Annotated in this window: 20 protein-coding genes; 8 read left to right on the forward strand and 12 right to left on the reverse strand. The window is 72.1% G+C overall.

Going from position 1 to position 23,515, the window contains the following annotated elements; translation table 11 throughout:
• Positions 1-76: 76 nt before the first annotated feature.
• Entirely contained in the window at positions 77-997 is a 921-nt protein-coding gene (locus tag PKF00_RS08470; protein WP_271216824.1) for a LysR family transcriptional regulator, read from the reverse strand.
• Positions 998-1,107: 110 nt separating this feature from the next.
• Here PKF00_RS08470 and PKF00_RS08475 point away from each other — a divergent pair, with 110 nt between their 5' ends.
• Positions 1,108-2,637: a penicillin-binding transpeptidase domain-containing protein gene (locus PKF00_RS08475; RefSeq protein ID WP_271216825.1), complete on the forward strand. Its 1,530-nt coding sequence runs from the start codon at positions 1,108-1,110 to the stop codon at positions 2,635-2,637.
• 117 nt (positions 2,638-2,754) lie between these two features.
• Here PKF00_RS08475 and PKF00_RS08480 read toward each other — a convergent pair whose 3' ends face one another.
• The 4 genes from PKF00_RS08480 to PKF00_RS08495 all read right to left on the reverse strand — a co-directional run bounded on the left by PKF00_RS08480 (position 2,755) and on the right by PKF00_RS08495 (position 5,955).
• Positions 2,755-3,492 (reverse strand): HAD family hydrolase, encoded by a 738-nt coding sequence (locus PKF00_RS08480; protein WP_271217036.1) that lies wholly within the window; start codon positions 3,490-3,492, stop codon positions 2,755-2,757.
• A gap of 115 nt (positions 3,493-3,607) precedes the next feature.
• Positions 3,608-4,240 (reverse strand): HAD family hydrolase, encoded by a 633-nt coding sequence (locus PKF00_RS08485; RefSeq protein WP_271216826.1) that lies wholly within the window; start codon positions 4,238-4,240, stop codon positions 3,608-3,610.
• A 255-nt stretch (positions 4,241-4,495) separates the two neighbouring features.
• Entirely contained in the window at positions 4,496-5,002 is a 507-nt protein-coding gene (locus tag PKF00_RS08490) for a DUF6912 family protein (RefSeq protein WP_271216827.1), read from the reverse strand.
• Positions 5,003-5,310: 308 nt separating this feature from the next.
• Entirely contained in the window at positions 5,311-5,955 is a 645-nt protein-coding gene (locus tag PKF00_RS08495; RefSeq protein WP_271216828.1) for an HAD family hydrolase, read from the reverse strand.
• A gap of 82 nt (positions 5,956-6,037) precedes the next feature.
• Between PKF00_RS08495 and PKF00_RS08500 the strand changes: the two genes are divergently transcribed.
• The 4 genes from PKF00_RS08500 (at position 6,038) to PKF00_RS08515 (ending at position 13,248) form a co-directional block, all read left to right on the forward strand.
• A complete protein-coding gene (locus PKF00_RS08500) occupies positions 6,038-7,240 on the forward strand; it encodes an acyl-CoA dehydrogenase family protein (protein WP_271216829.1) in 1,203 nt (400 codons plus the stop codon).
• Between the two features lie 366 nt (positions 7,241-7,606).
• Positions 7,607-8,500 carry a hypothetical protein gene (locus PKF00_RS08505; protein ID WP_271216830.1) on the forward strand — a complete coding sequence of 298 codons (894 nt, stop codon included), beginning with the start codon at positions 7,607-7,609 and terminating at the stop codon, positions 8,498-8,500.
• Positions 8,501-8,566: 66 nt separating this feature from the next.
• A complete protein-coding gene (locus PKF00_RS08510; protein ID WP_271216831.1) occupies positions 8,567-13,042 on the forward strand; it encodes a cation-translocating P-type ATPase in 4,476 nt (1,491 codons plus the stop codon).
• A gap of 80 nt (positions 13,043-13,122) precedes the next feature.
• A complete protein-coding gene (locus tag PKF00_RS08515) occupies positions 13,123-13,248 on the forward strand; it encodes a hypothetical protein (RefSeq protein WP_271216832.1) in 126 nt (41 codons plus the stop codon).
• 144 nt (positions 13,249-13,392) lie between these two features.
• Here the strand turns inward: PKF00_RS08515 and nagZ are convergent, their stop codons facing one another.
• From nagZ to PKF00_RS08550, 7 genes are all read right to left on the reverse strand, one after another.
• Positions 13,393-14,748 carry a beta-N-acetylhexosaminidase gene (gene nagZ, locus PKF00_RS08520; RefSeq protein ID WP_271216833.1) on the reverse strand — a complete coding sequence of 452 codons (1,356 nt, stop codon included), beginning with the start codon at positions 14,746-14,748 and terminating at the stop codon, positions 13,393-13,395.
• A 120-nt stretch (positions 14,749-14,868) separates the two neighbouring features.
• Positions 14,869-16,551, reverse strand: a complete 1,683-nt coding sequence (gene ptsP / locus PKF00_RS08525) for a phosphoenolpyruvate--protein phosphotransferase (RefSeq protein ID WP_271216834.1) — start codon at positions 16,549-16,551, stop codon at positions 14,869-14,871.
• On the reverse strand, positions 16,548-16,805 hold the full coding sequence (locus tag PKF00_RS08530) for an HPr family phosphocarrier protein (protein ID WP_271216835.1): 258 nt from the start codon (positions 16,803-16,805) through the stop codon (positions 16,548-16,550). The genes ptsP and PKF00_RS08530 overlap by 4 nt, the downstream gene beginning before the upstream one ends.
• Positions 16,806-16,850: 45 nt before the next feature.
• Positions 16,851-17,489, reverse strand: a complete 639-nt coding sequence (locus PKF00_RS08535) for an HAD family hydrolase (RefSeq protein ID WP_271216836.1) — start codon at positions 17,487-17,489, stop codon at positions 16,851-16,853.
• Positions 17,490-17,568: 79 nt separating this feature from the next.
• Positions 17,569-18,015 (reverse strand): PTS sugar transporter subunit IIA, encoded by a 447-nt coding sequence (locus PKF00_RS08540; RefSeq protein WP_271216837.1) that lies wholly within the window; start codon positions 18,013-18,015, stop codon positions 17,569-17,571.
• Between the two features lie 57 nt (positions 18,016-18,072).
• The gene (locus PKF00_RS08545) at positions 18,073-18,309 is read right to left on the reverse strand and encodes a PTS sugar transporter subunit IIB (protein WP_184713024.1); all 237 of its coding nucleotides are present in this window, start codon (positions 18,307-18,309) and stop codon (positions 18,073-18,075) included.
• 52 nt (positions 18,310-18,361) lie between these two features.
• Entirely contained in the window at positions 18,362-19,396 is a 1,035-nt protein-coding gene (locus tag PKF00_RS08550; RefSeq protein ID WP_271216838.1) for an SIS domain-containing protein, read from the reverse strand.
• A gap of 159 nt (positions 19,397-19,555) precedes the next feature.
• On the opposite strand from PKF00_RS08550, the gene PKF00_RS08555 reads away from it, so the two are divergent.
• From PKF00_RS08555 to PKF00_RS08565, 3 genes are all read left to right on the forward strand, one after another.
• On the forward strand, positions 19,556-20,296 hold the full coding sequence (locus tag PKF00_RS08555; RefSeq protein WP_271216839.1) for a GntR family transcriptional regulator: 741 nt from the start codon (positions 19,556-19,558) through the stop codon (positions 20,294-20,296).
• Positions 20,297-20,332: 36 nt separating this feature from the next.
• Positions 20,333-21,838: a PTS transporter subunit EIIC gene (locus tag PKF00_RS08560; protein ID WP_271216840.1), complete on the forward strand. Its 1,506-nt coding sequence runs from the start codon at positions 20,333-20,335 to the stop codon at positions 21,836-21,838.
• A gap of 110 nt (positions 21,839-21,948) precedes the next feature.
• Positions 21,949-23,265: a PTS transporter subunit EIIC gene (locus tag PKF00_RS08565; protein ID WP_271216841.1), complete on the forward strand. Its 1,317-nt coding sequence runs from the start codon at positions 21,949-21,951 to the stop codon at positions 23,263-23,265.
• The last annotated feature ends 250 nt before the right edge of the window (positions 23,266-23,515 follow it).

Here is a 23,515-nt window from a genome sequence, read left to right on the forward strand (position 1 = left end):
GAGCAGCCCTTCCAGACCCGTTCGCGTTCCCGCCGGGACTCCCGGCCCGGCACGCCCGCAATCCCGAACCCGCCGGTCATGCCAGGAATCCCGACGCGGGCCTGGTCCGCACCCGTCGTTCGGGGGCCGCCCCGTCGTCCGTCATCCCGGCGTTCTCCTTCAGCACTCGCACGGCCACCGCCCCGAAGGCTACGGCAGCCTCCCCCGCCTGTCCTCGCCAGGCGGTGGAGATCCTCCAGGCCAGCGGGCTTCCCAGCAGCGGCCGCCAGCGCAGCCCCGGCAGCGCGACCTGGGGCCCGAAGGCGACGGCCGTACCGGCGAGAACCAGCCCGAGGGTCTGCGCCTCGTGCACCTCCTCGGGGACGAACCCCTGACGGCGGCACTCGGCGAGCGTCTCCTCGTGCAGGCCCGGCTCCCTGGGGAACAGGACGAGCCTGCGTCCCGCCAGGTCGGCCAGGTGCACCGACGACAGCCCGGCGAGCGGGTCGTCCTCGGCCAGCACCACTCCGGGCCGCTGGACGAGCACCGGACCGAAGCTGAGCCCGGGGGCGGTCACCGGGTGACGGACGACGCCGACGTCCAGGGTCCCGTCGAGGAGCGCGAGAACCTGGTCGGCGCTCCACATCTCGGCGGGCGCGGGCCGTACCTCCGGACTGCGCTCGCGGAACCCGGCGATCAGCGCCGCGATCACCGACGATCCCAGGTCGGGCGGGACGCCGACGCGCAGCACCTCGCTCTCGCCGCGTCCCGCCAGGTCGCGCAGCCGGTCGACCCTGGCGATGATCTCGCGGGCCTCGTCGAGCAGCAGCCGTCCCGGCTCGGTCAGCCGGACCTGACGGCTGGAACGGTCGAACAGCCGGACCCCGAGTTCCTCCTCGAGACGCCGGATGCGCTGGCTGAGCGGCGGCTGCGCCATGCCCAGCCGGATCGCCGCGTTGCCGAAGTGCAGTTCTTCGGCGACCACCGTGAAGTAGCGCAGGTGTCGCACGAGGTCCATGACCAGCAACTATATCCATTCCCTTATCAATCGGAGCTACATATCAATATTGGACATAAGGGACACGCTTCTGGTCTCCTCTCCTCCGCAAGGACGAAGGGGGACAACTCATGAAACGCAAGGGCTTGGTGGCGGTCGCGGTCCTGGTGCCGGTCGTCGCGGCCGGCGGGACCGCGTGGGCGCTGCGCACCCAGGGGTCGCCACGGGAGACCGCACAGGAGTTCCTGGCCGCCTGGAGCAGGCAGGACTACCCGGCGATGCGGGCGCTCACCGTCGACGCGCCGGACGACTTCGACCAGCGGTACCGCCGTTTCAGGACCGATCTGAAGCTGTCGGGGGCCGGCTTCGAGGTCACCGGGACCTCCGAGTCCCGGGTCGCCTTCCACGCCAGCCTGCGGGGGCCGGTGAACTGGGCGTACGACGGGGCGCTCCAGCTCGTCGAGCACGACCGGTCATGGCGGGTCAAATGGACCCCCGCGGCCCTTCACCCGCGCCTGACGACCGGGACACGGCTGCGGACCGTGCAGGTCAAGGCCGAGCAGGCACCCGTCCTCGCCGCCGACGGCACCCGCATCGACACCGCCTCCGCGCCCGGCTCGGTGCAGCAACTCGTCGAAGGGCTCAGGAAACGGTACGACTCCCGCCTCACCGGCGCCTCGTCCGCGCGGGTCGAGCTGCTTCGGGGCTCGGAACGGATCGCCACGCTCGCCACGGCGGACGCGAAGGCGGGCACGGAGCTGCGGACCACGATCGACCTGCGCGTCCACCGCGCCGCCGCCAAGGCCCTCGAATCCGTGGACAAGCCCGCCTCACTGGTCGCGCTGCGGCCCTCGACCGGCGAGATCCTGGCGGTGGCCAACAAACCGGGCGGGTTCAACCGGGCGCTGCTCGGCCACTACCCGCCGGGCTCGACCTTCAAGGTGGTCACCGCCTCTGCCCTCGTCGCCGACGGCATGACGGCCGGCGAACGCGTCGCCTGCCCCGCCGAGCAGAACATCGGCGGCTTCCCCTTCCACAACGCCGGGTTCAAGGACTACGGGACGATCCCGCTGCGCGAGGCGTTCGCGCACTCGTGCAACACCACGTTCGGGCGGCTGAGCGTGGACAGGCTCGGCGGGAGGCGGTTGGCCGACGTGGCGCGGAGCTTCGGGTTCGACGGGCCCGTGGACCCCGGGGTGCCCGCCGTACGGGCCCGGTTCCCCGACACCAGGGACGACACCGACCTCGCCTCCGCCTCGATCGGCCAGGGCCGCGTCCTGACCAGCCCGCTGAACATGGCCACCGTCGCCGCCGCGATCGCCGACGGCTCCTGGCGTCCGCCCCGCCTGGTGGAGACCGGCCTGCTGCCCCAGGCCGCCCAGCCGAGAAAGCTGGAACCCGCCGTGGTCAGGGCGCTGCGCACGCTGATGCCCGCCGTGGTGGTCGAGGGCACGGCCAGCGCCGTCTCCTTCCCCGCGGGCACGGCGGGCAAGACGGGCACCGCCGAGTACGGCACCGGCAAGGAGCCCCCGTCGCACGCCTGGTTCATCGGCTACCGGGGCGACCTGGCCTTCTCGGTCATCGTCGAGGGCGGCGGCGCCGGCTCCAAGGTCGCCGCCCCCATAGCCGGCCGCTTCCTCCAAGCCCTGTCCCGGCGATGACCGGCCACGGCCTCCCGGGTCACCCGCCAGAATGAAACGTCGCGTTGTCCGAGAGAACAAACAAGTTTCTGGACTTCTCGGCCCCGCGCGCCCCCTGCCCTTCTGGAGTCGCCGGTCTCATTCCCGCGAGAATCCGGCTGGGGCTGCTTTACGGGTCGGGGTGGTGAGGCTCGCCACGGCGGCGACGACCTCTGAGGGGTTGGAGAGGTCGGGGAGGACGACGTCGGCGCCCGCCTCGTGGAGGTCGGCCGCCAGGGAGCGGCCAGAGGCCACGGCGATCATGGAGGCTCCGGCGATCTTGGCGGCCTGGACGTCCCTGGCCGAGTCGCCGATCAGCACGGTGTTCGTGCCGTCGAAGGTCGCGCCGTGCTTCTGCCTGGCCCGGCCCTGGGCGACCTGGAGCAGGGTGGCCTTGGGGTAGACCTCCTCGCCGTACCCGCCGACCTCGAAGTCGACGTAGCGGTCCAGCTTGAAGGCCTCCAGCTTGTGCACGGCGTTGCTCCTGATCGTGCCGGTGAGCACCGACTGGACCGTGCCGCCGAGCCTGCCCACGGCCTTGAGCGCCTCCGCCGCGCCGGGCATCATCCGGCCGTCCTTGGCCAGGCGCTTGCGGCGGGCCGCGAAGGCCTCGGCCAGGGCGTCGAGGAACCGGGGAAGGTGGGCGTCCTCGGCGACGATGCCGTTGATGGCGAGCGTCTCGAAGACGATCTCGGAGTCGGGGCGGCCGTTGTGCTGGGTCAGCTTGACCAGGGGCCGTCCGGTGACCTGCCGGAAGGCGTCGGCGTACGCCTCCCGGGTGACGATGGACACGTCGACCAGCGTGAGGTCGACGTTCCAGAGAACGAGACGGCTAATCGTGGCCTCCGGCGTGGGGGGGTGGATGCCCAGATTACGGCCATCACCGACCGCTGATGGTCACCAATGGTGAAACCATCCCTAACCGCGCGGTGGTCGGCGTCGGAAGAGCGGGTCAGGCGTAGTCGATGGCGTCGGCGAGGGTGTCGACGACCGGGACGCCCAGGGCCTGCAGGTCGGCTCGGCTGGTCATGCCGCCGGTGTAGAGGACGGCCCGCGCCCCGACGTGCTGGGCGGCGTGCGCGTCGTCCAGGCTGTCGCCGATCACGAGCACGTCGGCGGGATCCACGCCGAGGGCCGCGATGTGGGCGACCATCGAGTCGGCCTTGGGCCCTCCGGCCGCGCTGCGCAGGCCGTCGACCCGGACGAAGTGGTGGTCGATGCCGAACTCGACGACCGTGGGCACCAGGCGGTCGTGCGTCCACATCGACAGCAGCGACTGCCTGCCGCCCGTCACGCCCCAGGCCTCCAGGGTGGTCAGCGCGTCGGCCGCGAGACCGCACTCCAGCATCAGCCGGTGGTAGTGGTCGTGATAGGCGATGTCCAGCCGCTCCCACTCGCCGTCGTCGAGGGCGCGGCCGAGCATCCGCTCGTAGGCCGTCCAGATCGGGCGCGTGTAGACCGCCCGGAAACCGTCCGCGTCGTAGGCGGCGAGCCCGTAGGGCTCGAAGACGAGGTTCGTGGCGCCGACCACGGCGTCGATGTCGTGGAAGAGGGTGCCGTTCCAGTCCCAAACGATGTGTCTCATATCGCCCTCAAGCGTAGCCATCCCTCTCGCGACGCGAGCACCCCGACAGACGCAGGCCCTCAGGCTTCCTCGACTGTTCAACCCGCCGAACCGACTGTTCAACCCACCGAACCGGCTGTTCAGCCCACAGGGTCGGAAACCTCCCCGCGGAGCGGCCTCTTCTGATCACCCGCCCGGGAACCACCCGGCGCCGCGAGGCCCAGGCACGGTCACCGGGTGGGGTCAGGCCGCCGAAGGCGGGTGGGACGGTCGCGGTCACCCGACCAGGTCGGGGATCTCCTGGGTGGCGTACCACAGCAGTTCGTTGGCCTCTGCGCCGTCCAGGACGAACTTGGCGTCGTCGTCGCCGAGGTCGGCGGCGGGCAGCGCGGCGAGGGCCGCCTCGACGTCGCCCGTCGCGGACTCGTCGTCCACGTGGACCGCGGCGATCCTGTCCAGCGGGACCGCGACGGCCAGCCGTACCCTGGCGCGTTCCTCCAGGTCGACTCCGGCGCTCACGTCGCCGTCCGGCACGTCGGCGGCGATCACCACCCGGCGGGCGGGCGCCTCGACTCCGTCGGTCCTGTCGGCGGCCAGCATCCGCAGGGACGCCCTGGCCGCCTCGGTCAGGGCGACGTACTCCAACTCCTCGGTGTCACCCGAGACGTACCACTCGATCAACGCGGGGGTCACCGCGTAGCCGGTCAGCGGGGCCGGGCCGAGCTCCCCCACGGTGGCCACGCGAGCCAGCGCCGGAAGCGTGCACGGCAGGTAGACGCGCATCGATGCCTCGATCTATCTCTCCGACATCGGCGCCGGTTCGGCGCCGATCACCCAACGAGTGTGCCAGCCCGGACGACCCGGTCGCGAGGTACGGCGCGATCCGGGCGTGACGCACGGCGTGTCCCGGTCGTGCGGGACACGGGAGGACGTCGTGCGGGAGGCGGGGAGCCGTGGTCCTGCGGGACGAGGGGACGTCATGCGGGACATGGGGACGGAGGGGAGGACGCGGGGACGTCGTGCGGGACGCGGGAAGACGGCGGGGAGGGCGCGGGGACGAGGAGGCGGGCGGGGGTGGAGGCGGGCGCTCGTCAGCGCAGGGGCACGCCGAAGAGCCTCTCCAGTTCGGTGATGGTCTCCTCCGGATCCCGGTGGTGGACGCCGACGATGCCGAGGGCGCGGGCGGCGGCGACGTTGGCCTCGATGTCGTCGACGAACACGCACTCGGCCCCCGCCAGGCCCACCCTGCCGAGCGCGTGCTCGAAGATCCTCGACTCCGGCTTGCGCATGCCGACCTCCCCCGAGATCACGATCGCGTCGAAGAACTCCGCCCAGTCCTCGCGGGGATACTCGTTGGCCCAGGAGTTGGACAGCAGGCAGGTCCTCAGTCCGGCCGCGCGGGCCTCACGGAGCATGCCGTACATCGACTCGGCCCGGCGGAACCCGGCGAACATCCTGTTCAGCAGCCCCTCGGCGACCGGCGGCACGCCGTCCGCGGTGATCAGCCTGGCCGCCAGGTGCCGCTCGAACTCCAGCCCGGAGATCTCGCCCCGCTCCAGCGCGTGGATGACGTTCTCCCCGTCCACCCCACCCTCGTAGGCGTGCTCGATGAGCCCGCGCATGACCCCGCGGTAGTGGACGGCGTCGATCCGGTCGGCGGCGATCCACTCCGCGACCGCCTCGGTCATGCCCGTGGTGAGCACCCCAGCCCAGTCGATCAGCACACCCTTGAGCATCCGGCCTCCTTCGTGAAACCCGTTCCAGATTAGGCGTGCCCTGCGAGGGGGCCCGGAAAGGGGTGGTGCGAAACTGGCGGCCATGGACTTCGCGCTCAGCACCAAGGCGGAGGAATACTTCGCCAACCTGACCGATTTCATGGCATCGCATGTGTATCCAGCCGAGTCGGTCTACCACGGATGGCGGCTCGCCAGAGGCCACGACGACCACACCCTGCCCCCGGTCGTCGAGGAGCTCAAGGCCGAGGCCCGCTCACGTGGTCTGTGGAACCTGTTCCTGCCTGACGTCTCGGGCATGTCGGTGCTCGACTACGCCAGCCTCGCCGAAGTCACGGGCCGCTCCCCCGACCTCGCCCCCGAGGCGCTGAACTGCGCCGCCCCGGACACCGGGAACATGGAGGTGCTGCACATGTTCGGCTCGCCCGAGCAGCGGGCCCGCTGGCTCGACCCGCTGCTCGCCGGGGAGATCCGCTCGGCGTTCGCGATGACCGAGCCCGGGGTCGCCTCCAGCGACGCGACGAACATCACGACCTCCATCACCCGCGACGGCGACGAGTACGTGGTCAACGGCCGCAAGTGGTTCATCACCGGCGCGGCGGACCCGCGCTGCGAGATCATGATCGTGATGGGCAAGACCGACCCTGAAGCGCCCGCGCACCGCCGGCAGTCGATGATCCTGGTCCCGGTGGACACCCCCGGCGTCGAGGTGGTCCGCCACCTGCCGGTGTTCGGCTACCAGGAACAGCACGGCCACTCCGAGATCGTCTTCACCGACGCCCGGGTGCCCGCCGCCAATCTGATCGCCGAGGAGGGCGACGGCTTCCGCATCGCCCAGGCCCGTCTGGGTCCCGGCCGCATCCACCACTGCATGCGCGCCGTCGGCATGGCAGAGCGCGCCCTGGAGCTGATGTGCGCCCGCGCCGCCAACCGTGTGGCCTTCGGCCAGACCCTCGCCCAGCAGGGCGTGGTGCAGCAGCAGATCGCCGAGTCGCGCCTGGCCATCGAGCAGGCCCGGCTGCTCACCCTCAAGGCCGCCTGGCTGATCGACACCGTCGGCGCCAGGGCCGCCGCCGCCGAGATCTCCGCCATCAAGGTCGTCGCCCCCAGGATGGCCTGCGAGGTGATAGACCGCGCCATCCAGGTTCACGGCGGCATGGGCGTCTCCGACGACGTCCCGCTCGCCGCGATGTACGCCCAGGCCCGCGCGATGCGCATCTTCGACGGTCCCGACGAGGTGCACATCCGGACCGTCGCCCGCCGGGAGCTCAAGCCCTACCTCTCCTGATCCCTCCCGAATGCGTCCCTCCCGAATGCGTCCCTCCCGACTCCTGATCCCTCCCGACGCCTGATCCCTCCCGACGCCGCCGAACCCCGATCTCTCCCACGCCTCGGTCCCGATCTCCTTCCTGCCGCTCCCTGCCACTCCGGACCCTCTCGACGCCCCCGCGCTCCTGCCGCGCCGAACGAACGCCGCCACCCTGAATATTCATGACCAGATGTCCGTTTTGTAATTAAAGGGGCGTTTCGGGAACGTGGGTCGAGGAAGGTTATGAGGATGGCCCCAAAGCCAGAGAACCGCGGGTGAGAGGCGTTCTCGCCTCTCGCGCGCACCACCTTCGAACCGATCCCTCGACTCCTGTGAGGAGGGGCCATGACCGTAAGCCAGACAGGCGGCGGAGCGCGCGGCCGTAGCACGGCGTCGAAATCCACCACGCCCGCCGAGCGGAAACCCGCGGCGGGGAAAGGCGCGGCGCGGACCTCGGCGGAGACATCCGCGGGCACGGGAGCCGGCGCGAAGGCCGCCACGACGACCACGCCGGGCACCGCCACGGACACCACCGGGGCCAGCGGCCTGCACCCCGGCAGGACAGACGAGCAGACCGCCGCAGAGGTCACCGAGCCCGCCATCACGGGGACGACCTCGACGGAGGATCCCACCGCGCAGGCGAGCGTGGCGCGCAGGAGCAGGGCGCGGACCGCGGCGGAGAAGGCCATGGCGGAGACGAATGTGGCGGAGAAGGCCACAGCCCGCAAGAGCGCCACGACGCGGACCGCCGCCCAGCGGACCGCCACGACGCAACGCGCCACCGCCACCCGGCGGACCGCCACGACGCAACGCGCCACGACCGCGCAACGGAGGAACACCGCGCAGAAGCTCGCGGAACAGCCGCCGACGGAGCAGGAGCCCCTCTCGCGCCCGGTCGCCGCGCACACGGCGCCGGAGCAGCCGCCCTCGGCACTCGGGCACGACGGCGGCGAGAAGACGCTGAACCTGCCCATGATGACCGTGCGGTTCCACCGCCCCAGCCTCCCCAACCTCCACCTGCCGCGCGTCAGCAGGCAGGAGGCGGGCCACGCCGTCGACGCGGCCAGGTCGTTCCTGCCTCCGCCCGAACGCATCGTCTACTACGGAGGACTCGGCGCGCTCGCCGTGGCGGGGGTGCTCGAGTGGCCGGTCGCCGCCGCCATCGGGGTGGGCACGGTGATCGCCCAGCGCGCCCGCAGGAGGGACCAGCGCACGGGGCCCGGCCCGGTGCACCGATGACCTGATGACCCGTTGAAGGACGCTACGGCCGGTCGGCCCGAGCATTCCCGTCCGGTGGAGGGCCGAATGTCGCTGTCGCGTGTGCTCACGCTTTCCGCGGAAACGGTGTGGGGGGTCCTGCCCGCCCCCCTCAGGAACGCGCTGCCGCGCGCTCGCGCGGTACGGGCGACCTCCGGCGGGTTCCACGTCGACCTGCGCGCGATCGGCGGTCCGGGCACCGAGCGGCTGGCCCGGCGGCTGGAGGCGCTGCTGCTCGTGCTCGACGGAGTCGAGCGGGCGGAGGTCAACGGCGCCCTCGGCGCCGTCTTCGTCGGAGGCGACAGTGAGGCGGTCGACCTGGAGAGGCTGCTGTCGATCGTCGAGGAGCTCGACGGCGGGGAGGAAGGGGAGGACGAGGAGCCGGACGAGCTCGGGGAACCCGGCGAGGAAGCGGAGGAACAGGGGCCGGGGCCGTCGATGTCCCGGGTGGTCGAGCAGCACACCCGTGCGGGCATCCGGCTGGGCGCGAGCCTCCTCGGCGCCGGTCTGGCGCTCGCCGGGCGCGCCGCCCGCGTCCCGCCGCTCTCGCCCGTCGTTCCCACCCTGCTGCACCTGGCCGAGTCCACCCCGGCGATCCGCGCGGAAATGGAACGCCGTTTCGGCCACCACACCGCCTCCGCCCTGTTCACGACCGCGAACGTCGTCACCAACACGCTCGCGTTGCGCCCGCTGGGGCTGCTGGTGCACTCGGTCTCCGCGGCGAGCCGGTACGCGGAGGCGCGCGACGCGCGGAGGGCCTGGGAACTGCACGCCCAGGAGCTGTCCTCCAGGGAGGGGACCTACCGGCACACCCGCACGACCAGGAGACCGCGCCCGGTCCCCCCTGCCGCCAGTCCCGTGGAGCGGTTCGAGCGCCTGGTGAGCCCGGCGGCTCTGGGCGCCTCCGCGCTGACGCGCGTGGTCAGCGACAGCCGCAGGCGGGGGCTCGCCATGATGATCGCGACGACGCCGAAGGCGGCGAGGGCGGGCCGCGAGACCTTCGCCTGCGCGGTCGGGCGCGCCCTGGCGCGGCGCGGCGCGGTCGTCGTCGACAGCGCCGCGCTGCGGCGCATGGACGGCGTCGACACGGTGATCCTCGACGCGGCCCTGCTCGGCACGGGCTCGTGGACGGTCGAGCGGGTCGTGCCGCTGGCGGAGGGCGTGACCGCCGACGAGGTGCGCGCGCTGCTCCCCGGCCTGATCGACGTCACCGCCCCCGTGGCACGCGGGGAGCGCGACCTGTGGGCGGCGGAGCCGCTGGCCAGGTCCGCCGACCTGGCCGCTCTCATTCCCGCGGACGCCCCTGAGTGGAGGTCCCTCGGCCTGCGTCCGGTGCGCGTGACAAGACAGGGCGTCCCGGTCGCCGTGGCCGGTCTGGCGCCGGAGCTTCATCCTCTGGCCGAGGCGCTCGTCGCGACGGCCGCGAAGACGTGCGCCGTGACGGTCGCGGGCGGCGACCGGGAGATCGGCAGACGGCTGGCCGCCGACAGGGTCGTGTCCGACGGGCGCAGGCTGGCCGCCCGGGTCCGCGCGCTTCAGGCGGGCGGTCACGGGGTCGCGGTGGTCTCCGGACGTCACGCGGCCGCGCTGGCCCAGGCCGACCTGGGCGTCGGCGTGCTGGACGGCCCGGAGCGCGTGCCGTGGGACGCGGATGTGATCGGCGACCTCGACGCCGCCCGCCTGCTGCTGAGCTGCCTGGAACCCGCGAGGAGGACGAGCGAGCGGTGCGTGAGGCTCAGCGTGGCGGGAGCGGTGGCCGGGGCCGTGCTGACGGCCACGGCCCCCAGGAGGGCGTCCGTGCACAGCGCCCAGATGGTGAGCGACGGCACGGCGCTGGCCGCGATCGCCGTCGGCGAGTGGGCCGGCCGTGACGCGGGACGCCTGACGCCCGTGATCCGCGTCGATCCCACCCCCTGGCACGCCATGCCGGTCGAGGACGTCCTGTCCAGACTGGGTTCCTCACCGGACGGGATCACCGTGGCCGAAGCCGCAGGCCGCAGGCCCCCGCCGCCTCCCGGGACGCCCGACGAGGCCGATTCGCTGCTCCGCGCGTCCGTGGAGGAGCTGTCCAACCCGCTGACCCCGGTGCTGGCGGCCGGGGCGGGCGTGTCGGCCGTGCTCGGATCGCTCTCCGACGGGGTGCTGATAGCCGCCGTCATGGTGGTCGACGCGCTCATCGGCGGAGGCCAGCGGTTCGCCGCGAACCGGGCGGTGCACCGCCTGACCGAGACCGTGACGGAGCGCGTACGGCTCCGCCGCCCCGGCCGGACCGCCTCCTCTCCGCCCCGTCGTGACGCGCCCGACGCCGGGGCCGTCGGCTCCCCCACCGCCGAGGCGACCACCGCGGGCGAACTCGTGCCCGGCGACGTCATCGAGCTGCGGGCGGGCGACGCCGTGCCCGCCGACTGCCGCGTGCTCACGGCCGTGGGCCTGGAGGTCGACGAGGCGGGGCTGACGGGCGAGTCGCTGCTGGTCACGAAGGCGCCCGAGCCGGTCGACGCCTCCGCGGTCGCCGACCGGAGCTCGATGGTCTACCAGGGCACGACGGTGGCGGCCGGTCACGGGCTCGCCGTGGTCGTGGCGGCGGGTGAGGAGACGGAGGCCGCGCGTACCGCCAGGCTGTCGGCACAGGAGCCGCCGCCTGGCGGGGTGCAGCTCAGGCTCAGGGCGCTGAGCCGCAGGATCCTCCCCGTGGTGATCGGCTCAGGCCTGGTGCTGCTGGTCGCCGACCTGCTCCGGGGACGATCGTTCTCGCAGGCGATCGCCCCCGCCGTGAGTCTCGCCGTCGCCTCGGTGCCCGAGGGGCTGCCCTTCGTCGCCTCCGCCGCCGAACTCGCCGCCGCCAGGCGGCTGTCGACCCGCGAGACCCTGGTGCCCAACCCCTCCACGATCGAGGCCCTCGGCCGGGTGAACGTGCTCTGCTTCGACAAGACGGGCACGCTGACCGAGGGACGCATCAGCCTGCGGCGCGTCTCCGACGGGCGCACGGAACGCCCCGTCGAGACGTTGACCCCCGAGCTGAGGCGGATCGTGGCCGCCGGGCTGCGCGCGAGTCCCCGGCACGACGCCGGAAGGCCCATCCCCCACCCCACGGACCGGGCCGTGGTCGACGGGGCCCGCCTGCTGGGGGTGACGCAGGAGGCGGGACCGGACGGCTGGAAACGGATCGACGAGCTCCCCTTCGAGCCCGGGCGCGGCTACCACGCCGTCCTCGGCCTGGACGCCTCCGGACACGTGCTGAGCGTCAAGGGCGCGCCGGAGGCGGTGCTCACCGGCTGCGCGAACCTCCTGCGCGACGGCGAGACCGTCCCCCTCACCGATTCCGCCAGAAGGCGGCTCGAGGAGGAGGTCGACAGGCTCGCCCTGCAGGGCTACCGGGTGCTCGCGGTGGCCGAGCGTCCCGCCTCCGACCGCCGTGACCTCGACGAGTCCCGTGTCGAGGGCCTGACCTTCCTGGGCTTCCTCTGCCTCGCCGATCCCGTACGGCCGACGGCGGCGGAGAGCGTCCGGCGGCTGGCGCTGGCGGGCGTCAGGATCGTCATGATCACCGGCGACCATCCGAGCACCGCGGAGGCGATCGCCGCGGAGCTCGACGTGCTGGACGGCGGACGGGTCATGACCGGCCCCGAACTGGACGAGCTGGACGACGAGGCTCTGACGCGGGCGCTGCCCGGCGTGGCGGTCTTCGCCAGGACGACCCCCGCCCACAAGGTCAGGATCGTCGGCTGCCTGCGCCGTTCGGGAATGGTCGTGGCGGTGACCGGCGACGGCGCGAACGACGCCCCCGCCATCCGCGCGGCGGACGTGGGGATCGCCCTGGGGTCCCGTGCCACGCCCGCGGCCAGGGCGGCGGCCGACGTCGTGGTGACCGACGACCGCATCGAGACGATCGTCGACGCCATCACCGAGGGCAGGGCCATGTGGAGCTCGGTCCGCGACGCCCTGAGCATCCTGCTCGGCGGGAACATCGGCGAGGTCGTCTTCGCGGTCGGGTCGAGCCTGCTCACCGGCGGGAACGCGCTGAACGCCCGCCAGCTGCTGCTGGTCAACCTGTTGACCGACATGCTGCCCGCGATGGCGGTGGCCGTCAGGCCTCCGGCGGCGGCCAGTCCGGAGAGGCTGCTCGCCGAGGGACCGGAGGCCTCGCTCGGCGCGTCCCTGACCCGCGACATCTACCTGCGCGCCACGACGACCGCGGCGGCGGCGTGCGCCGCCTGGGTGATAGGGCGGATGACCGGCACGCGGGGGCGGGCCAACACGATCGGGCTGGTCGCCCTGGTGTCCACGCAGCTGTTCCAGACCCTGGCCGCGGGGGGCAGGGACCGGCTGGTCGCGCTGGCCGTGCTCGTCTCACTCGCCGTCCTGGGGGCGAGCGTCTCCCTTCCCGGACTGTGCGGGTTCTTCGGCTGCCGCCCTCTCGGACCTGTGGGGTGGGGCGTCGCCCTCGGCAGCGCCGCGGCCGCCACCCTCGTCGGGACGGCGATCGAGCGACGCCCCCGCGCCGCTTCACCGACTGTTCGCTGAACGGCAACCGCAGAGTATTGCCTTACGAAGATTTGTCAGCAATTATCACCACAAGTCCGTTTTATTGATTTGAGGTATCCATGTCCGGATTCCTGGTGTCGGTTCTCGCCAAGGCCGTAGCCCTCCTGCTCGAGGCGCTCGTCATGCGCATCGTCCAGTCCCTGACCCTCGCGATGATCCGGCGCGGCGGTCTCCTGCCCGCCTGACACCCCGGCGCGCCCGTACGGCGGCCCCGGGGCCCAGGTCGTGGCGGAGGTCCCGGCGGCCGGGCGCCCGCGCCTCCCCCCTCACCGGCCGGACGGTTCCCGACCCGCTCCGGACAGGATCTCCCCGCCCAGCCGCGCCCGCGGTCAGCGGGCCCGGCTGTTGATGAGCTGGGCGACCTTGCGGTGCTCCGCGGAGCGCAGCACCCGTTCCGCCTCGTCAGGGTCGGCGACCGGCGCCTTCACCAGCACCCCCCTGGCGGCCTTCAGCTTCAGCAGCCGCCGCACCGACTGGTCGAGCCGCTCCTGGGAGATCTTCCCCGACCTCACGGCGGCCAGCACCGAGTCGTAGGCCTTGGAGTAGTTCGGCGGCATCAGCAGCAGGTCGGCCCCCGCCTGGATGGCCCGCACGGCCACCTGGCCGTCGCCGTACTTCTTGCGCACCCCGGCCATGTCCAGCGCGTCGGTCGAGACGACCCCGTCGAAGCCGAGCTTCTTGCGCAGCAGCCCGGTCAGGATCGGCTTGGACAGGGTGGCCGGGTCGCCGGACGGGTCGAGCTTGGGCATGACCACGTGGGCGCTCATGATCGCGTCGATGTTCTTGCCGATGGCGGCGGCGAACGGCGGAGCGTCCAGCCTCTCCCACTGGGACAGGGAGTGCTGGATCACCGGCAGCCCGGTGTGGCTGTCGACGTTGGTGTCGCCGTGGCCGGGGAAGTGCTTGGCCGTCGAGGCGATCCCCGCGTCGTGGAAGCCCTGGACCGCGGCGGCGACCATCGGCGCGACCTTCCTGGGGTCGGAGCCGTAGGCGCGGGGACCGATCACCGGGTTGCGCGGGTTGATGTTCACGTCGGCGACCGGGGAGAAGTCGAGGTTGACGCCCAGGGCCTTCAACTCGGTTCCCGTCACCTTCGCGGCCTTGCGCGCCAGCGAGGGATCGCCGGTCGAACCGATCACCGAGGCCCCCGGCATGTCGGTGACCAGCGGCGCGAGCCGGGAGACCCTGCCGTTCTCCTGGTCGGCGCCGATCAGGAGCGGAACCTTCGGGGACGCCTTCTGCAGCCCGTTGGTGAGCGCGACGACCTGCCGGACGCTCTTGACGTTGTTCGCCCAGGGGAACAGGATCACCCCGCCGGGCTGGTACTTCGCGATCGCCTTGGCGGGGGTGTCGACGCCGAAACGAGCCCGGTTCTCCCCGGAGACCGTGTCCGCCGCGGGGCCGTAGACCACCGGCATGAAGAGCTGGCCGACCTTCTCCTCCACGCTCATCTTGGCGAGGACGGCCTCCACCTCGGACGAGGCGGGGGTCGAGGACGCCGCGGGCGTGCCGGGGGCCTCGGGCGTGCCCGACGCCTCGGGCGTGCCGGACGCCGCCGACGCCGGAGACGCGCTCTCCGCCGCCTGACCCGCGGGCCGGGCGGGCGCGGACGCCCCCGTGGCGGCACACCCGGCCACCATCGTCGCGATCACTGCGAGACCAGTCGTACGAATACACCGAACCATGGGTTCCACGCTATCCGCGCGGGCGAGCGGACACGCCGTACCCCCTTCCGCCTCGCCGTGCCTTCCCCCCGCAAGCCCCCCTCCGACCTCCATGCCCCCTTCGGAGCCGCGATCCCCAGCTCAGAGGGCCAGTCCGGCCAGTCCCGGCAGGTGGGCGCGGGCCGCGCCACGAGCCTCCTGCGGGGTGGTCGTGGCCAGCGCCGCCTGCGCGGCCAGCAGGCACTGCTCACGGCTGTGCAGCGACAGCGCGGCCCGTACGGCGGGCAGCGCGGGAGGGGCCATCGACAGTGAGGTGACGCCGATGCCGACGAGCACGCAGGCCAGCACCGGGTCCCCCGCCGCCTCCCCGCAGACCCCGCACGGCTTGCCCTGCTCCAGGGCGCCGCTCACCGCCATCAGGACGAGGTCGAGCAGCGCGGGCTGCCACGGGTCGTGCAGCGCGGTGAGCGTGCCGACCTCCCGGTCGGCGGCGAAGGTGTACTGGGCCAGGTCGTTGGTCCCGATCGAGATGAAGTCCACCTCGGCCGCCAGGTCGGAGGCCCTGAGGGCGGCCGACGGGATCTCGATCATCACTCCGGCGGAGGGCAGTCCCGCGTCCCTGCAGGCCGCCACGTAGCGGGCGGCCTCCTCCTGGGTGGCCACCATCGGGGCCATCACCTGGAGCTTGGCCGTCGACTGGAGCGAGGCCCTGGCCAGCGCCCGGAGCTGGGCGTTCATGATCTCCGGATGTTTTTCGTAGAGTCGCAGCCCGCGCTGCCCGAGCGCCGGGTTGGGCTCCCTGCCCCACGGCGGCAGGAAGGCCAGTGGCTTGTCCGCCCCCGCGTCGAGTGTCCGCACGGTCACCCTCCCACCGGGAAAGGCGTTGAGCACCTCCAGGTAGGCCGCCGTCTGCTCCTCCTCCGCGGGCGCCGACGCCCGGTCGAGGAAGAGGAACTCGGTGCGGTAGAGCCCGATGCCCTCGGCGCCGTACCGCAACGCGCCGTCCACGTCGCGCGGCCCGCCGATGTTGGCCAGCAGCGGCACGGCGTGCCCGTCCGAGGTCGCCCCCGGCCCCGTGACCGCCGCGAGCACCGACTGCCTGGCGGCCGAGGCCTTGGTCGCCGTGACCACCTCGTCGTCGGACGGCGCGAGCCGTACCAGGCCGGAGAAGCCGTCGACCAGCACCGGCGTGCCCGCGGCGATCGAGGCGGCTCCCCCGCAGGCGACGACGGCGGGGACGCCCATCGCGCGGGCCAGGATCGCGGTGTGGCTGGTCGGCCCGCCGTGCTCGGTGACGAAGGCGGCCACCACGTCCCTGGACAGCGCCGCGGTGTCCGCGGGCGCCAGGTCGCGGGCGACGAGAACGTACGGCTGCGCCGCCCTGGCGGGCAGGCCGGGCGCGGGCAGCCCCTCCAGCACCGCGACGACCCGGTCGCGCACGTCGTCCAGGTCGGCGGCGCGCTCCCCGAGATATCCTCCGGCGCCGACGATGATCTCGCGGTACTTGCCGAATCCCTCGTAGACCGCCCTGGCCGCCGTGACGCCGGCGTCGACCAGCCCGGCCACCCCGACCGCCAGACCGGGGTCGCGCGCCATCAGCGCCTGGGCCTTGAGGATCTCCTGGGCCTGGCCTCCCGCCCTCGCTCCCCGCTCCTCCAGGTCCGCGGCGACCTGCTCCAGCGCCCTCGTGGCCCTGGCGCGCTCGGCCGCGGCGTCCCCGTCGTGCCGGGCGTCAGGGTCGGGCACGGGGATGTCACGTGAGAAGACGTACGCGGGTCCGAACCCGACGCCTGGACTCACGCCCATCCCCGTCAGCGCGTTCATGGAGCCGATGCGATGAGTGCAAGCTCGTCCAACAGCTCGTCGGCCCCTTCGCCCTCCGCTTTGATCACTACGGTGTCCCCCTGCCGGACGTCCAGGGACAGGACCGCGAGGATGCTCTTGGCGTTCACCGGCTCGCCGTTCCCCTTCGCGACGGTGACGCCCAGGGCGGCCTTGGCCGCGGTCTGCACGAACGTCGCGGCGGGGCGGGCGTGCAGACCGACCTCGGACTCGACGGTGACTTTGCGCTCGGGCACGTGCTCCTCCTGCAAGGGTCGACCGGGCGGTCTAGACCGCCCGGCTCATCGGATGGTGGATGGAGGCCAGTCGACCCTGGTCAGGTCGGTGACCACGAGGTCCGCCTCGGCCAGCTCCGTGCCCGCGTGGGTCGTCGCTATGCCCACGCATGTCATACCCGCCGCCTTGGCCGCCGCAATCCCGGCGATCGAATCCTCGAAGGCGACGCAACGCGCCGGGTCGACGGCCAGCAGGCGCGCGGCCAGCAGGAACCCCTCGGGATCCGGCTTGCCCACGGCGACGTCCTGGGCGGAGACGATCGTCCGCACGAGATCGCTCACCCCGACCTCGGCGAGCCTTTTCTCCGCCGTCCCCCGGGAGGCGGAGGTGACGACGGCGACCGGCGAGCCGTACTCGGCGATCCTGCGCACCAGGTCGGCGGCGCCGGGCACCGGCATGACGCCGGGAAGGTCGGGATGGTCCTGGAAGGAGAGGACCTCGCCGATGAGGTCGTCGATCCGTTTGCCAGGAAAAAGGTGAGCCCGTTCCGCCAGGACGTCTCGGCCCCGCCGCCCGATGAACCCGCGGAGCACGCCCTCGTCGTGACTCACCCCGTGCCGGTCGAGCAGCATGGCCCACATCGCCTGGCTCCGGCGTTCGGTGTTGATGAGGGTGCCGTCCAGGTCGAACAGCGCAGCGTTCATGATCGCCCCCGCCTTGAGATCGTCTTCACCTCCACCGGCCACGTGCCGCGTGGAGAACCCTCGCGCCCGCCTGAGGGGCTCATGTCCACCGGAAGAGCTCGTCTCCCGCGTTCACCGGACCCTCGGCGATCCTGGTGACGGCCTCCTTGACCGCGTCCAGTGCCACGACCGGGCAGACGGGACAGCGCCCGCCCGCCTCGACCTCGACCGGGTTCCAGGCGACCACGGGCTGACCCGCGCCCACCCGGTCCCCCTCGGACGCGAGCAACTCGAAACCCTCGCCCTTGAGCTGGACGGTGTCGATGCCCAGATGGACCAGGACGCCCCGGCCGTCGTCGCCGACGACGACGAAGGCGTGCGGGTGCAGCTTGACGATCTTACCGGCGATGGGCGCGACGGCCCTGCCCGGCTCCCTCAAGGGCTCGATCGCCAGTCCTGGCCCGACGAGGCCCTCGGAGAACACCGGGTCGGGAACGGCCCACAGACCTACGGCCGCCCCGGCGACCGGGGCAAGAACTGTGGTCATCACACCCCCTCGGCATACCCCGCCCCTTCAGGGGGCGGGGACGGCCCGGCCGGCCTCTCAGCCGATGATGTCCTCGATGTCGCTGGCGATCGTGTCCGCCTCGGGGCCCACGACCACCTGGACGATGTTGCCCGCGGCCATCACGCCGTGCGCTCCGGCCGCCCGCAGGGCGGCCTGGTCGACCTTGGCGGCGTCACGCACCTCGGTGCGAAGCCGTGTGATGCACGGTTCGATCTCGATGATGTTCTCCGCGCCACCGAGTCCCGCGATGATCGCGTCGGCGTCAGCCGCCATGGCGTCCTCCAGTCCTCATCCGTCTTCGACCAGGCTAAACGACGCGAGAGGATCAGTCGGTCTGGGTCACCTTGTTCAGCCCGCGGGGCGCGTCGGGGTCGATGCCGAGCCTGCGCGCGAGGGCCTCGGTCAGCAGCTGCCCGGGGACGATGAGGGCCAGCGGGGCGACCCACTCGGGCAGGTCGGGGCCGTTGAGGGCGGCGGTCGAGGCGGCGGACAGCGCGGTCCCGCCGCCGACGGTGAAGGCGGAGGCCCCCGCGCCGGTGACCCGCTCGGCGAGCGCCACGGTGCCGGCCAGGGTCGGGCCCTCGCCCGCCGCGACCAGGATGGCGGGGGTGTCCTCGTCGACCACGGCGATCGGGCCGTGCAGCAGGTCCGCGTACGACAGGCCCATGGCGTGCAGGTAGCACGCCTCCTTGAGCTTGAGCGCCAGCTCGAGCGCGGTGGAGAAGGCCAGTCCCCGGCCGGAGACCACGACGCCGGGCTTGTCCGCCAGGCCCTCGACGATCGCCTCCAGGTCACCCGGGTCGGAGATCAGCTTCTCCACCGCGTCCGGCACCCGCTGGAGGTCGGCCGGGTCGACGTCGGCGCCCAGGCCGAGGCCGAGGACGGCGAGCGCGGCGAGCTGGGTGGTGTAGGTCTTGGTCGCGGGGACGGCCTTCTCCTCGCCCGCGAGGGTGCACAGGGCCAGGTCGGCCGCCTGGGCGAGAGGGCTCTGCTCGCCGCCGTTGGTGATGGCCACGGTCTTGGCGCCGCAGTCCTTGGCCCAGGCGAGGGTCTCGACGATCTCCTCGGTCCTGCCGGACTGGGAGAGCGCCACCGCCAGCACCCCGTCGAGGTCCAGCTTGCGCTTGTAGGTGGTGGCGATCGAGGGCGCGGCGAGGGTGGACAGACGGCCCGTGTGTGCCTCGGCGAGGTAACGGCCGTAGACTGCGGCATTGTCGGAGGTACCGCGGGCGATGAACAGCAACTGGCGAGTCTGCCCCGCGAGCTGCTCCACCTCCCCGACCCTGGGGAGGAGGGCGTCCAGCGTGGCTCGCAACGCAGCGGGCTGCTCGGCGATCTCGCTGCGCATCTTGGTCGTCATCTCGCGCTCATCCTTCGTTCGGACTGACGAGATCGGGCCGTTATCGATCCGTCGCCGGTCCGTACATTGACACCCTTTTCCGGCCTGTGGTCTAGTCCGGACTAGACCAGTACGAACCATAACTCATCAGTACATCTCAGATCGAGAGGGGAGGATCCCGTGGCCCAGATCGATCCGGACAGTCCCGTACCCAAGTACTTCCAGCTTCGGGAGATCCTGCTCGACCTCATCGAGAGCAACGAACTGGCGATCGGCGCGGCGATCCCGTCCGAGCGCGAGCTCTGCCAGCGCTTCGAACTGTCCCGCATGACGGTGCGGCAGGCCGTCGACCACCTGGTCTCCGAGGGCAGGTTGCAGCGCGTCGCGGGCAAGGGCACCTTCGTGGCCCGCCCCAAGATAGAGATGGCCCTGCGCCTGACCTCCTTCAGCGACGAGATGCGCGCCCGCGGCATGGAGCCGGGCTCACGCGACCTGGACCGCAGGATCGTCAGGGCCAGCGCGCACCTCGCCAGGGAGCTGGGCATCCAGCCGGGAGACGAGGTCCACTTCATCGAACGGCTGCGCACCGCCGCCGACGAGCCCATGTGCATCGAGCGGGCCCACATCCCGGTGTCCCTCGCGCCCGACCTCGCCACCCACGACCTGACGGGCCGATCCCTGTACGCCCTGCTCGAAAGCCGGTACGGTCTCATCCTCGACGCCGGTGAGCTCACCATCGACGGCGGGATCGCCGACCCCGGCGACGCCGACCTGTTGAAGCTGCCGCGCGGCGGCGCCGTCCTGCTGCTCCAGCGGCGTTCGTTCGCCGGAGGCGTCTGCGCCGAACTTGGAGTCTCCACCTACCGGGCCGACCGCTACCAGCTCCGCACCATCCTGGAGATACCGGCCCGCCGCACCTGACCTCCTCCCGTCCCCCACCCCCAGGAGGAAAGTCCGATGAGCTCCCCCTCAGCGGACGCGGGACTTCCCGCCGCGTCCCGGGCCGGATCCGCCGTGATGGGCGTGCTCCAGCGCCTGGGCCGTTCCCTCATGTTGCCGATCGCCATCCTGCCGGCCGCGGGTCTGCTGCAGCGGCTCGGACACGACGACCTCATCGGCCGCACGGACAACGCCCTGCTCGACGACATCGCCCATGTCGTGGGCATCGCGGGCGGAACCCTCTTCGACAACCTGCCGCTGCTGTTCGCGGTCGGCGTCGCGATCGGGTTCGCCCGCAAGGCCGACGGCTCGACCGCGCTCGCCGCGCTCGTCGGCTACCTCGTCTTCCACGCGGTCAGCATGACGATGTTCTTCACCCTGTTCGGCCCCGAGCTGAAGAAGACGATCTCCAAGGAGCTCTTCAACGGGGCCCACCCCACCGTCCCCGACGTGGTGCTCGACCTGGGGTCGCAGAACCCCACCCGGGTGCTCGGCGGCATCGTCATGGGTCTGGCCTCCGCGTTGCTCTGGCAGCGCTTCTACCGGACCAAGCTGCCGACCTGGCTGGCCTTCTTCAGCGGCCGCCGCCTGGTGCCCATCATCACCGCCTTCGCGGGTCTGGTCATCGGTGTGTTCTTCGGCTTCGTCTGGCCGGTCCTCGGCGACCTGATAGGCGCGTTCGGCAGCTGGCTCGGCGCCCACAGCGTGGTGGGCGCCGGGGTCTACGGCATGCTCAACCGCGCGCTGCTGCCGCTGGGGCTTCACCACATCGTCAACAACGTGGTCTGGACGCAGGTCCCGACCTGTGTGGTGGACGGCAAGCAGCTCGCCGGGGACCTGGTCTGCTTCAGCAACGGCGCGCAGGGCTACGGCGGCTTCGAGGCCGGGCTCTACCCCATCCTCATGTTCGGCCTGCCCGCCGCGGCGATCGCCATCTGGCGGGCCGCGCCGCCGCACCGCCGCACCGCGGTCGGCTCGATCATGATCTCCGCGGCGCTCACCGCCTTCCTGACCGGGATCACCGAGCCGATCGAGTTCGCCTTCGTCTTCGTGGCCCCGATCCTGTTCGTGGTGCACATCGTCCTGACCGGCGTCTCCCTCGCGGTCGCCTCCGCCCTGGGCGCCAAGGTCGGCTTCAGCTTCTCCTCCGGGCTGATCGACCTCGGTCTGTACGGCACCGCCCCGAACGCCAGGGGGCTCCCGATCGTCATCGTGATGGGCCTGATCTACGCGGTGGTCTACTACACCGTCTTCAGCTTCCTGATCAGGAAGCTGAACATCATGACGCCCGGCCGCGAGCCCGAACCCGACGTCGAGTCAGGCGGCTCCGGCGAGCCCGCGGGGGCCACGGGGACAGCCGGGGACGCGGAACCCGCGGCCCGCGCCGTACCGGTGGAGTCCACGGAGGCCGCGGAAGCCGCGGAGGCCGCAGAGCCCGTGAAACCCGCAGAGGCCGTGGAGCCCGCAGAGCCCGTGAAACCCGCAGAGGCCGTGGAGCCCGCCAGGCCGGACAAGCCCGCCTGATCGTCCACCCGGCCGCCGGACAGACGCCGAGCGGCCGCTCGTTGTGTATCCGCGACGTCCGGTGGTAGATACCAAGCATCCCCCTGCAGCGACACGCGGGGGGTTCGACGATGAGCACGGCAGCCGTGGAGCACGGCCCTTCGAAGTGGTCGGCGGGCCTGGGGATCCTCCAGCGCGTCGGGCGCTCGCTCATGATGCCCATCGCGGTGCTGCCCGCCGCCGGACTGCTGTTCAGGTTCGGCCAGGAGGACCTGCTCGGCCGGACCGACAACCGCTTCCTCGACCAGGTGGCCGGCGTCTTCGCCGCCGCGGGCGGAGCGCTGTTCGACAACCTGCCGCTGCTGTTCGCGATCGGCGTCGCGATCGGGTTCGCCCGCAAGGCCGACGGCTCGACCGCGCTCGCCGCGCTCGTCGGCTACCTCGTCTTCGACCGGGTCAGCAAGACGCTGTTCTTCAGCGCCGCACCGGAGTCCCAGGTCTACAAGAAGATCGCGCTGAGCGTCGTCGGCCCCGACGGGCGACCGGCGCCCGCGCTCAACCTCGGCGTCCAGAACCCCACCGGAGTGCTGGGGGGCATCGTGATCGGCATCACCGCCGCCCTGCTCTGGGAACGGTACTACCGGATCAAGCTGCCCGCCTGGCTGGCCTTCTTCGGCGGCCGCAGGTTCGTCCCGATCGTCACCGCCGTCGCCGCGATGCTGCTCGGCGTGGTCTTCGGCCTGCTCTGGCGTCCGGTCGGAGACTGGCTCGCGAGCGTCGGCGACTGGCTGGCCGCCCACGGCACCGCGGGCGCGGGCGTGTACGGCGTGGCCAACCGGCTGCTCATCCCGATCGGCCTGCACCACTTCCTGAACACGATCGTCTGGTTCACCCTCCCTGAATGCCGCGCCGGGGTCGACGGCGCGACCAAGAACGCCTCGGGCGACCTGAACTGCTACTTCGCCGGCGAACAGGGGGCCGGGATCTTCATGACCGGCTTCTTCCCCGTCATGATGTTCGGCCTGCTCGGCGCGGCCATCGCGATGTGGCTCGCGGCGCCGAAGGAGAAGCGGGCCACCGTCGGCGGCATCATGCTCTCGGCGGGCCTCACGTCGTTCGTGACCGGCATCACCGAACCGCTGGAGTTCGCCTTCATCTTCGTGGCCCCGATCCTGTTCGGGGTGCACGCGCTGCTCACCGGCCTGTCGATGGCGCTGATGGCCGAGTTCGGAGCCAGGCTCGGGTTCACCTTCTCCGGGGGCGCCATCGACATGCTCCTCAACGCGGGCAAGTCCAACACCCACAGACTCGGCCTGATCATCGTCTTCGGCCTGGTCTACTTCGTCGTCTACTACCTGCTGTTCACCGTCCTGATCAGGAAACTGAACCTGGCGACCCCGGGACGCGAACCCGAGGACGCCGACGCCCCCGGCCCGGCCGCCCCCTGAGAGACCGTACGGCGCGGCGGGGGCGTGCTGCCGGGAGCCCGGGTTTCGGTCTGACCGCCGGTGAGTGAGGACGACGCCGGAACCCTCCCCGTCCGGTCGGGGACCACTCCAACTTTGAGTGATCTTCTCCGCCCACCCGGGCGAAACGCCGTGGATCACGGAAGAAGTTGGCGGCTCGCGTATCCCCTTGGACGACCGGAAACTCCTAGTGCTGTCATCCCCGACCAGTGCTGTCGTCCCCGACGCCCCC

It is taken from the genome of Streptosporangium carneum (assembly GCF_027922005.1).
Lineage (GTDB): Bacteria > Actinomycetota > Actinomycetes > Streptosporangiales > Streptosporangiaceae > Streptosporangium > Streptosporangium carneum.

What these genes read in the sequence shown, in the direction of transcription:
- PKF00_RS08540 (WP_271216837.1), bottom strand. Translation starts at nt 18,015, where the DNA reads ATGACCACAGTTCTTGCCCCGGTCGCCGGGGCGGCCGTAGGTCTGTGG.
- PKF00_RS08545 (WP_184713024.1), bottom strand. Translation starts at nt 18,309, where the DNA reads ATGGCGGCTGACGCCGACGCGATCATCGCGGGACTCGGTGGCGCGGAG.
- PKF00_RS08490 (WP_271216827.1), bottom strand. Translation starts at nt 5,002, where the DNA reads ATGCGCGTCTACCTGCCGTGCACGCTTCCGGCGCTGGCTCGCGTGGCC.
- PKF00_RS08565 (WP_271216841.1), top strand. Translation starts at nt 21,949, where the DNA reads ATGAGCACGGCAGCCGTGGAGCACGGCCCTTCGAAGTGGTCGGCGGGC.
- PKF00_RS08550 (WP_271216838.1), bottom strand. Translation starts at nt 19,396, where the DNA reads ATGACGACCAAGATGCGCAGCGAGATCGCCGAGCAGCCCGCTGCGTTG.
- ptsP (WP_271216834.1), bottom strand. Translation starts at nt 16,551, where the DNA reads ATGAACGCGCTGACGGGGATGGGCGTGAGTCCAGGCGTCGGGTTCGGA.
- PKF00_RS08510 (WP_271216831.1), top strand. Translation starts at nt 8,567, where the DNA reads ATGTCGCTGTCGCGTGTGCTCACGCTTTCCGCGGAAACGGTGTGGGGG.
- PKF00_RS08500 (WP_271216829.1), top strand. Translation starts at nt 6,038, where the DNA reads ATGGACTTCGCGCTCAGCACCAAGGCGGAGGAATACTTCGCCAACCTG.
- PKF00_RS08560 (WP_271216840.1), top strand. Translation starts at nt 20,333, where the DNA reads ATGAGCTCCCCCTCAGCGGACGCGGGACTTCCCGCCGCGTCCCGGGCC.
- PKF00_RS08475 (WP_271216825.1), top strand. Translation starts at nt 1,108, where the DNA reads ATGAAACGCAAGGGCTTGGTGGCGGTCGCGGTCCTGGTGCCGGTCGTC.
- PKF00_RS08495 (WP_271216828.1), bottom strand. Translation starts at nt 5,955, where the DNA reads ATGCTCAAGGGTGTGCTGATCGACTGGGCTGGGGTGCTCACCACGGGC.
- PKF00_RS08485 (WP_271216826.1), bottom strand. Translation starts at nt 4,240, where the DNA reads ATGAGACACATCGTTTGGGACTGGAACGGCACCCTCTTCCACGACATC.
- PKF00_RS08535 (WP_271216836.1), bottom strand. Translation starts at nt 17,489, where the DNA reads ATGAACGCTGCGCTGTTCGACCTGGACGGCACCCTCATCAACACCGAA.
- nagZ (WP_271216833.1), bottom strand. Translation starts at nt 14,748, where the DNA reads ATGGTTCGGTGTATTCGTACGACTGGTCTCGCAGTGATCGCGACGATG.
- PKF00_RS08505 (WP_271216830.1), top strand. Translation starts at nt 7,607, where the DNA reads ATGACCGTAAGCCAGACAGGCGGCGGAGCGCGCGGCCGTAGCACGGCG.
- PKF00_RS08515 (WP_271216832.1), top strand. Translation starts at nt 13,123, where the DNA reads ATGTCCGGATTCCTGGTGTCGGTTCTCGCCAAGGCCGTAGCCCTCCTG.
- PKF00_RS08470 (WP_271216824.1), bottom strand. Translation starts at nt 997, where the DNA reads ATGGACCTCGTGCGACACCTGCGCTACTTCACGGTGGTCGCCGAAGAA.